A 9,304-nucleotide genomic window follows, 5' to 3' on the forward strand; every position below is an offset into this window, starting at 1 on the left:
CGGTGAGGTGAAGTGCTTGGCGAGTCCGTTGGCGTGAAAAAAGGTGGCGGGGGTGACGGGGCGTCCGAGGAAGACGTCGTCGTTGAAGTAGAGGAAGTGTTCGGCGAGTCCGTCGATGTGGTGGAGCTGGGACTCGATGGCGTGGGAGTTGAAGGTGGGTAGCGCGTCGGGGTCGGTGAAGATGTCGCGGTGGTCGACGATCTTGACGCGGGGGTGGTCGGTGTCGAGCCAGGCCGGGGTCTGGCGGTCGGTGACCAGGTAGACGGTGCGGATCCAGGGGGCGTACATGTCGATCGACCGCAGCGAATACCGCAACTCGTCACGGCTTGTGTAGCGGGCGTCGTTCGCCGCCTGCCCGTTGAGGGCCGTGGAGCCCCCGGCGTCGGCGAGCGCCTTGTCGCGGCGGGCCCGCCACGCGGGGTCGTTGCCGTCCACCCATGTGTACACGGCATCGACGGGGAAGGTGATGTCATCAGTGAGGGGCAGGTCGAATTCCTCGGGAATCGGCCGGCTCCGCCCCCGGTCGCCACGGGGCGCCCAAGGTGTGGTCAGGGCCTCCTCGGCGTCCACTATTCGGGTGCCCGCCGGAACCGCGTCCGCGACGCGGTTCGGACGTGGAGCGACGAGCATGCCGCTGTCCTCGCGCCAGAACTCGATGTCGCAGCCGTAGTCTTCGCCGAAGACCAGATTCCCTGCGGGGTCCGCTGCCTGCAGCCAGAAGAGCCGTATGACGGAAGCCCGTTCGGCGGCGGCCCAGACGGCTGCTTCGAAGCCCGGTGTCGCGGTCGCAAACGTCTTCGCGGCGGCGCGAAGCAGGGACACATACCCCGGCGCCTGCCCGCATGCCTGGCGCACGGCGACCAGGGCGGAGCGCCGGTGCGACTCGCGTACCGCAACCACCGACGCGTGGGGTGCGTGCCCGCGGACGCAGAAATAGGGCACGCCCGCGGCTTCGAGAGCGGCGCGTACCCGGTCCAGGTTGCGGCGCTGGGCCCCCAACGGGGACACCGTGGGCACGAGCTCGGCGACGCGTAGCGCGCCGGCGTCCGCGAGGAGGATCCGCCCGGGCGCGGAGACGTATTGGGCGTGCCGGACCTGGAACGCGCGCCGCCGTACCTCCGAGGCGGCACGGGGCACCGCCGTTCCGACGCCGGTCACGATCCGGGTGCGGGTCTGGGGGGAGACGGACTCGGCCACTTTGGAGCGCAGCGCGTCCGGGACGAATCGGCGGTACAGATGAACCGCGCGGGAACGCTCCGAATTGCTGCGGACCACCAGCTTCGGTGCGTCCGCGCCGCCGACGCCGCCACGGGCGGCCGAGGCCGATTCTGCGTCCCCAATTGACACGTGCCGCTCTCCCGGTCGTCGGTCCAGGTATGTCCGGTATCCCCGAGAGGCGGGCGTATAGAAGCCACTCAGGGCCAGCGCGTACAGTATGACCGCTGCCGGTCGTGCCTATTGCCGACGGGCCGGCATCCCCCGCGTTCTGCCTGGTTTTGCAGTGTGCCGCGCCAGGACATGGGCGGCCATGTTCAGGGCATTGACTGGTGAGGAAAGGCGTGCCTGTGGCACAGATGACCCGCCGCAACTTCGTGGCCCTGTCGGCCGTGGGAGGAGCGGTTGCGATTGGTGTGCCCGCAGGCATCTGGGTGTCGACGCGCGGCGAGGAGGACTCGACGAATCCGCAGAACTCGACGGCCCCGCCGGACAAGACCGCCGCCACGCATCTGCACATCGTGGCGCACCCCGACGACGACCTGTATTTCCTCAATCCGGACATTCAGCAGGCGATACGCAGCGGTGAACAGCTGATCGGTGTATGCGTCACCTGCGGGGAAACGGACGGCCGCAACAACCGCGCCGGGGACGACGGAGCCACGGTGCCGGTCGACTTTCCCGGCTACAGCGCGGCCCGGCAGACGGGACTGCGCGCCGCGTACGCCGAGATGGCGGTCGGCGACCGCAAGAGCCCGTGGACGCGCGAAGCGCTGCCGATGCCCGGAGGCCCGATCGCGGAATTGGCCACGCTTACGGCCGCCCCGCACGTGCGGCTCGTCTTCCTGAATCTGTGGCAGGACGGCACCCGCAGCGGCACTGCCGGCGCCGGACGCCCCCGCGAGCTGTGGGAGGGCAAGACCGCCGCGATCCCGACCATGGCGTTCCGCGCCGGCCCGGCCACCCGGCCGTACACCTATAGCCGCGAAACGCTGATCGAGGGCCTTGCCGCGCTGATCGAGCGCTTCAAGCCGACCGTGATCCGCACCCTGGACCCGGACCCGGACCACCTGAAGCACGACGACCGAAACCCCGCCACCAGGCAGCACGCGGATTTCGAGGACTTCGCCGACCACCAGGACCACACCGCGGTGGCGCTGTTCTCGTGGGCCGCGGTACAGACTGTCAACGGGCGTGGCGGCGGTGGCGCGGCGGTCGAGAGCTACCGGGGCTACGTCAACGAGCGCTGGCCCTACAACCTGGACGGCACCGCCTTCCGCGAGAAGGTGCGGCTGCTGGACGTCTACGGATGGGCGGACGGCGCGGACTGCGGCGCGCCGGAGGGCTGTGGTGACCTCAAGGTCGCCGCTGGAGCTCCCGGCACGGGTTGGGCGCAGAGCACAACGCACCGGTATCCGGGCAATGCCTCCTGGCTGTGTGCGGCTCCCGACGGGAGACTGGCGGCGTTCGCCGTATTCGGCGGTGAGGCGGTCATGTGGGCGGCCGACCGCGACGGCCGCTTCGCCGCGCCGGTGCCGCTCGGCGGCGGGCCGCTGCTTCCGCATCTGGCCGTGACCTGTACGCGAGACGGACGTTTCCACGTCTTCGGCGTGCGGATGACCCTGGGCCGTGCTCCGGTCGAACAGCGGCGTGCCCTTGTCGTCGCGGCCCAGACGGCTCCTGGAGGCCCCTTCGCGCCGTGGGCGGAACTGGGTAATCCGGCGGACGGCACCGACGTCCAACCCGGGCGTGCGCGCGGGATCGGGATGCCCGCGGCGGTTGCGGTCGACAGCGGGGTGCACGTCTTCGTGCGTAATACCGGCACCGGTTTGAGCGGTCGGCGCCTCGACCCTGGAGGCCAGTGGGGGCCGTGGACCGACCACAAAGGGAGCGGGATCCAGGACGGGCTTGCCGTGGTGACCACGGCCGACAACCGCATCGAGGTCTTCGGCAGCTCCGCGGACGGCATCGTCCGCTGGTACCAGCCGGATTCCGGCGGGCCGTTCCGGGTCGGGAAGCTGCACGTCGCCGCGCCGGCGGGGCCGCCGATCGCGATCCGCGGCGACGACGGCCGCCTCCGGCTGATCGTCCGCCAGCCCCAGTCGGCGTGGGTGCTCCTGTACACCCAGCTCGAACCGCGCGGCGGGTGGGACCTGCAACCGCAGTGGCTCGGCGGGGACGGCGGTTTCGGGCCGGTGGCCGCGGTGGCCGCGGAAGGCGGCCGTACGGGCCTGGCGTGCCGAAACGGCCGGGGCAACGTCAGCGTGGGGTGGCATGACCTGCAGCACGACGCGGCGGTGGACTGGATGAGTGGCGGCCCTGTTCTGCTGCACTCGCCCGCCGTGGCTCGGGATGGGGGAGGACGCCTGGTTGCCGCCGTCGTGGGCGTCGACGGCCGTCTCCACGTAGCGCGTTCGGATGCGGACAGCGGTCGGATGTCGTCCTGGACCGCCGTCGTCTGAGGTACAGCGCGGGGTCGCCCGAGTGCGTCCGGAACGTTTGGTTCAGGAGAGGGAAATGAAGTCTGCAATACGGGGGATTCCGGCCGCCGGGATCATTGCCGCTGTGATCGTCGCCTTCGCCTTGTCGTTGGTGATGTGGAACAACCAGCGGGTGCTGACGTATCCGGACACGATGCACTACTACCAGCAAGCGCTGCGGTTCACAGGCGAGTCCGAGGACGTGAGCGGCAAGGCGATGGACTTCGTCTGCGGCGACCTACGCCGGATGGACGAGATTTCCAAGGCAGAGAAGGCCGACTGCCGCGAATACGTCGGGGAGAGCTGGGACTTCCCGGACCCCTACCATGCGATATTCACCGCCCGGCCGCTAACCCGCTGCTGACCGCACCGTTCCTCAAGGTTCTCGGGCCACCTGGCTTCGCGGTTGCGAGCTTCCTCATCTCAGCGGCCTGCGGTGTCGCCATGTACGGGGCCGCAAGGTCCATGGGAATGTCGAAACCCCACGCACTTCTCGCCGAGTTCTTCTTCTACATCCTGCCGACCGGATACTGGTCGACCCGCATGCTGCCGGAAGGAACCGCCTTGCTGGGCATACTCATTGCCCTGGCGGGCGCAGCCAAGGCACTCAAGGGCCGCCGGTACCCAGGCCTGGCCTTGCTGGTCTTTGGCCTTCTGTGGGCACTGTTGTCGCGGTCCTCGTCAGGCCAAGCCGTGGTGGCCGGGCTGGCCGCAGGTTCGATCGTCCTCGCGCTGACCGCCGTCGGTGCCCTCCGCGTGCGCGCTCTCTGGGTCGCCTCCGTGAGCGCGGCCATTGGCGCCGCACACATGGCGGTGAGTGCAGCGCTCGGCCTGCCGGGGTTGAAGGACAGTCCGCATGACTTCTACGGCGCGCACTTCCAGAAGCCCATGCCCCCGGACGTCTACGACCGGTTGTGGGACGGCAACCAGACTTTCTGGTCGGATTGGCTCCAAGCCGTTCCCAACTGGAACATGGGCTCGGGCCTGGCGCTGATCGGCCTCGTCGGCCTGGGGCTCGCGTTCCGCCGCCTCGGCATTGTCTGGATCGCGGTCGCGCTGTGCACGGCTCTGCCGCTCGCCCTGCACCCCGCGATGGGGGATGTGGACCGCATCGGCGTACATTTCTGGCTGGTCGTCGCCCTCGGCCTCGCCGTCCTCATCCAGATGCCGCAACGCGTCGCGGAGGATCCGACTCCCGAACGACCTGCCCCGGCACGGACGGAGTTGCCGACGGCCGCTGCTCCGACAGCCGCCGCAGACGTTTCTCGCATGGCTTCTCCAGGTACTGGTATGCGATAGCCGATGCCACGACCGACAGCACCAGCCACACCATGGCGGGGGCCAGGTTGGACCACGTCGTCGTCGGCGAGCGCGATCAACAGCGCGAACAACGGTGCGATCGCTTGGATCGTCCAACTCGCGACGGTCCACGGCTGCCGGTGCAACCTGTCGAGCCCGTAGAGCAGCCCGCCCAGGACCACCAGCAGTTGTCGGCGTCGGAGCCGCGGCCGCCAGCCGCCGAGCACTGCTGCGGCGGCGCTGACGCCGAGCAGGAACCCGAGGAAACGGCCGGCCGGAAAACGCACGATCTGCAACCTCGTCCGATGTTCCGTCGGATTCAACAACTCGAACGTGAAGTACCGGTAGGCCCACATCGCCGCGATCGGCAAAACCCTGGCGAACCGCCGCCAATAGAAGGTCCCAAGGGGCACCGAGGGTGAGAACGACCAGGTCAAAACGAACCCGGAGAGCACAAAGAGAACGACACCCCGGCGTCGCCGTACTGGCTGACCGTGTAGAGGTGCGGCAATGGTGCCCGGTCGGACACATGGAAGGCGAAGACAGCCAGAGCCGCGAACCAGCGAAGCCCCGTGAGCGAGTCGAGGCGTACGGGTGCAGGGGTCGGCGAGGGCGTGCGTCTCTCGCCCGCCGGCGCGGTTGCCACCTTGGGTCCCCTTACGATGCCCACAGGCCGGCGTCGCGACCGGTCTCACTGGTAAAACACCGCCTGTCACCCTGCGTTCCCGGGAGCCGCAGGCCCCGTCGGAACATTTGGACGCCGGTGATCGGAGGAACGTTAGCGGGCTGTCCGGACGCCACACGCGACGGGTCGGACCTACGACGAAGGTTCGCTGAACCGCGGGTTGGCACGTACCCGAACTCCGGGGTCTGCGCCGGGACCATCCGTGTCCGCAACCGGCACACGGGGACGGCCCCGGCGATGTCGCGTCGCCGGATGGCAGCCACCTGGAGCACCGGCGCTCCGGCGGGCACGCGTCACTTCGACATGACGAAGTCCAGGGCGAAGCCGGGTGCGGTCGTCCAATAGGTCACGCGCTGGAAGTCGTTGGCGTACAGCGTGGCGACGGGCATGGGGACGTCGACGGCCTTGCCCGCCTTGGTGCCGATCTTGGACCCGTGCAGCGTGAGGGAGATGGACTTCACCTCGTACTCGTCCATGGGGCCGTTGAGGACCATGGCGGCGTACGCCTCCGCGCCCGGTGCGAGAGTGACGGGCTTCCCCGGGTCCGCGTTGCTCTCCTCGATCACCGGAGCGGTGGTCCGGGCGTCGCCGAGCAGCACGTGCGGGTAGTTGTACAGATTGCAGGGCTTGTTGCCGGCGTTCTGGACGGTGAGCAGCAGATGCCTGACCTCAGTGGCGTCCGCGGGCTCCTTCGAGGCGGAGACGCCGAGGACGTCGGGCGTGCAGGCGGCGATCGTGTTGGTCGCACCCGTCATGCCGCTCGCGCCATTCGTGGGAGTGGTCCCGGAGGTGCCCTGAGGGGTGCCTTGGGGCGAACCCCGGGGCGTGTCCTGTGGGTTCGGGTTGCCGGACGCCGTGGGGCCCCCCGGCTGGCTCGTGGTCCCGGGGGGACCGGGGACGACCGGGGTCGGCGCCTCCGTGCCGGGCGCGGACGACGCGGTCGGCAGTGTCGACGGCGGCGGCGTCGCCACCTCTCGCCGCTCCCCGCCCCCCGCCAGAGCGACCGCGGTCACCACCGCGCCCGCGGCCACGGCGGCGGCACACGCCGCCCATCCGGCACGACGCCGGTGGATGCCGCGGCGGCGCGCGTCGATGCGCGCGATGTCCGGCGGCATGACGGGGATGTCCGTGGCCTGGGCGGTGAGTTGCGTACGCAGCCAATCTTCCGCGGGGTCGCCAGGCGTTCTGTGGTCAGGCATGTTCATGGTGCTCTTCCCTCCTGTCTTCCAGCCCGGCGTTCATCGCCAGGTCGTCCCCGGCGCCGGTGCGCTGTCCGCAAGTGCGGGGTCTTCGCGGAGCTTCGCAAGGCCGCGCGCCGCCTGGCTCTTGACCGTCCCCACCGAGCAGCCCATGGCCTGGGCCACTTCCGCCTCCGGCAGGTCCTCCCAATAGCGCAGGACGACCGCGGCCCGCTGCCGGGGCGGCAACTTGAGCAGCGCGACGCGCAACGCGTCCCGCTGATCGACGCGTACCGTCGGATCCGGCCCGGCCGCGTCGGGGGGTCTCTCCGCCAACACCAGCGCCGGCCGTTTCCGGCGGAACCGGTTGTTGTTGCAGTTGACGAGGATGCGGCGGACGTACGCGTCCGGCCGCTCGGTCGCCTGGATCCGTCGCCATGCGGCTCCGGCCCTGGCGAGCGCGGTCTGCGCCACGTCCTCGGCCTCGGCATAGTCGCCGGTCATCAAGTACGCGGTCCGCACCAACCGCGGCCACTGCGACCGCACAAACTCGTGGAACGCGGCTGCGTCGTCAGGTTTCAATCCGCACCTCCCTACCAGCCCAAACCCACTCCCACCCCACCCACGTTGCACGCACCCCCAAATTGCCCCCACCCCCACACGCCCGTCGCCCGAGACGCCACACTGTGCTGCGCCGACCAAGCCGAAGCCGCGACACGGGATGGCGGTGGTCCGAGTCATACACGGGCAACGCATCGGCGTCGACGCCAGGTTCGTGCGATGAAGCAGAGACTGTGCCACGACGGGTCGACGCCGACGGGGACGGGCCGCCGCGCGAACGTGCCGGGGCCGGGTGACAGGCCCGGGCGCAGGGACCGGGGGCGCTGTCGGGCGGACCCCGGGGACAGCCGAGGCCCCGACTGGTCCGTGCACCGCGCTTACGGAAGACCACCTCGGCAGCGATACATGTCCAACTAGCAGGCCGCGCCGCTGTTCCGACCAAGTCGACCACGACGCGCGAGCGGCGGCTCAGGGCGTACGCGGCGCGACGCACGAGTGCCGGCAGCCGGTTCGCGACGAGTACCCGGTGGGTCGATGCTCCACGGAACGGGCCCTCTGCCGCCAGGCCACAGTGCGTGTGTCACGGGGTGTCGTGGCCGGATGATCGCGCCGAAGCCGGGGTGACGGGCGGGGTATGGGGCCCAGGAGCGCTGCCGGCCCGAACACACGAATGGTGCGACCACCTTGAGGCCGGGGAACCGCAGGCCCAGGTGGTTCGCCAACATCTCGGGCACGCCTTCCGCGCCGCCGTAGAAGTACGACGTCCATCCGCGCTCCACCGCGCGGGCCAGCAGGTCGAGCATCAGGTCCGGCCCGGTCACCTGCCGCATGCCGGGCGCGCCCGCGCGGGCCTGACCCGGCGAGCACGCTGCGCTGCAGGACCGCCGGGGGAAATCCGGTGGCGATGAGCGAGACACCCTCGTCGATCCGTCTCACCGCAGCCCGAACTCAAGCACCTCTTGCACAAAGCGGCGAGCGAAGCGACGCCGCCAGCCCCTAGATGCAATGCCTCCGGCGACGAGCGTGACCGCCCCCGTCGATCAGCGAGCACCGCAGCCCGAGCTAAAGAGCTGACCGTCGACGCCCCCGCGAAGGCCCCGGCTCGGTCCACGAACCAGGACGGGCACCACCACCAAAACCACGACCACGCCCAAGACGACGATGCAGCAGTCGACGGGCAGCGCCGTCACCGCGCCGCCCCCAGAAGGGTGAGCGAAGCGATGCCCATCCCCCCGGAGCCAGGTTCAAGAAGGCGCGAGCGAAGCGATGCCGCCGGCCCGTGATGCGATGCCTCCGGTGACGAGCGTGACCGTCTCCGTCGATCCGCAGTACGGCAGTCCCGAGCTCAAGGACTTCACTGCCAAAGAGGCGAGCGATGCCCGTCCCCCCGGAGCCAGGTTCAAGAAGGCGCGAGCGAAGCGAAGCCGCCGACCCGTGGATGGAATGCCTCCGACGACGAGCGTGACCGCCCCCGTGGATCCGCCGCACCGCAGTTTCGACCTCAAGGACTTCATCCCCAAAGCGGCGAGCGATGCTGCCACCCGCAGCCCAACCTCAAGAGCTTCACTCCCAGAAGGGCGAGCGAAGCGATGCCCATTCAGAAGCGATGCCGCCACCCGCAGCCCAACCTCAAGAACTCACCCCCAAAGGGGCGAGCGAAGCGAAGCCCCCCACCGCGAGATGGAGTGCCACGAGACGGAACAAGGGGGGTGCGGGTGGCGAAGCCCCCGCCACGCGCGACGAAGTCGCGCAGAAATGACCAAGGCCACCCAGTCTGCGCTTTTTGCAGACATGGGTGGCCTTGGACTTGGTGCGCCGCCAGGGACTCGAACCCCGGACCCGCTGATTAAGAGTCAGCTGCTCTAACCAACTGAGCTAGCGGCGCG

At 69.7% G+C, this 9,304-nt stretch carries 7 protein-coding genes and 1 tRNA gene; 3 read left to right on the top strand and 5 right to left on the bottom strand.

Annotation, left to right across the window (positions count from 1 at the left end; all coding sequences use genetic code 11):
• Window positions 1–1,347, bottom strand: a 1,347-nt coding sequence (locus tag AB0C36_RS41610; RefSeq protein WP_358364640.1) for a stealth family protein, incomplete at its 3' end; no start/stop codon positions are given.
• Window positions 1,348–1,631: 284 nt separating this feature from the next.
• Between AB0C36_RS41610 and AB0C36_RS41615 the strand changes: the two genes are divergently transcribed.
• The 3 genes from AB0C36_RS41615 to AB0C36_RS41625 all read left to right on the top strand — a co-directional run bounded on the left by AB0C36_RS41615 (window position 1,632) and on the right by AB0C36_RS41625 (window position 4,994).
• A complete protein-coding gene (locus AB0C36_RS41615; protein ID WP_358364642.1) occupies window positions 1,632–3,677 on the top strand; it encodes a PIG-L family deacetylase in 2,046 nt (681 codons plus the stop codon).
• A 55-nt stretch (window positions 3,678–3,732) separates the two neighbouring features.
• Window positions 3,733–4,059: a hypothetical protein gene (locus tag AB0C36_RS41620; RefSeq protein ID WP_358364644.1), complete on the top strand. Its 327-nt coding sequence runs from the start codon at window positions 3,733–3,735 to the stop codon at window positions 4,057–4,059.
• 107 nt (window positions 4,060–4,166) lie between these two features.
• The gene (locus tag AB0C36_RS41625) at window positions 4,167–4,994 is read left to right on the top strand and encodes a hypothetical protein (protein ID WP_358364646.1); all 828 of its coding nucleotides are present in this window, start codon (window positions 4,167–4,169) and stop codon (window positions 4,992–4,994) included.
• A gap of 978 nt (window positions 4,995–5,972) precedes the next feature.
• Here AB0C36_RS41625 and AB0C36_RS41630 read toward each other — a convergent pair.
• The 4 genes from AB0C36_RS41630 to AB0C36_RS41645 all read right to left on the bottom strand — a co-directional run bounded on the left by AB0C36_RS41630 (window position 5,973) and on the right by AB0C36_RS41645 (window position 9,303).
• A complete protein-coding gene (locus AB0C36_RS41630; RefSeq protein ID WP_358364648.1) occupies window positions 5,973–6,884 on the bottom strand; it encodes a DUF4232 domain-containing protein in 912 nt (303 codons plus the stop codon).
• Window positions 6,885–6,917: 33 nt separating this feature from the next.
• Window positions 6,918–7,490, bottom strand: coding sequence for a SigE family RNA polymerase sigma factor (locus tag AB0C36_RS41635; RefSeq protein WP_358364651.1), 573 nt, complete (start codon window positions 7,488–7,490; stop codon window positions 6,918–6,920).
• Window positions 7,491–7,831: 341 nt separating this feature from the next.
• Window positions 7,832–8,335: a WecB/TagA/CpsF family glycosyltransferase gene (locus tag AB0C36_RS41640; protein ID WP_358364653.1), complete on the bottom strand. Its 504-nt coding sequence runs from the start codon at window positions 8,333–8,335 to the stop codon at window positions 7,832–7,834.
• A gap of 891 nt (window positions 8,336–9,226) precedes the next feature.
• Window positions 9,227–9,303 (bottom strand) — tRNA-Lys (locus tag AB0C36_RS41645).
• Window position 9,304: the final 1 nt, after the last annotated feature.

The sequence above is a fragment of the Streptodolium elevatio genome (assembly GCF_040649515.1).
Classification (GTDB): domain Bacteria; phylum Actinomycetota; class Actinomycetes; order Streptomycetales; family Streptomycetaceae; genus Yinghuangia; species Yinghuangia elevatio.

Coding starts and splice junctions, on each gene's coding strand:
- AB0C36_RS41630 (WP_358364648.1), bottom strand. CDS start 6,884: ATGAACATGCCTGACCACAGAACGCCTGGCGACCCCGCGGAAGATTGG.
- AB0C36_RS41620 (WP_358364644.1), top strand. CDS start 3,733: ATGAAGTCTGCAATACGGGGGATTCCGGCCGCCGGGATCATTGCCGCT.
- AB0C36_RS41625 (WP_358364646.1), top strand. CDS start 4,167: ATGTCGAAACCCCACGCACTTCTCGCCGAGTTCTTCTTCTACATCCTG.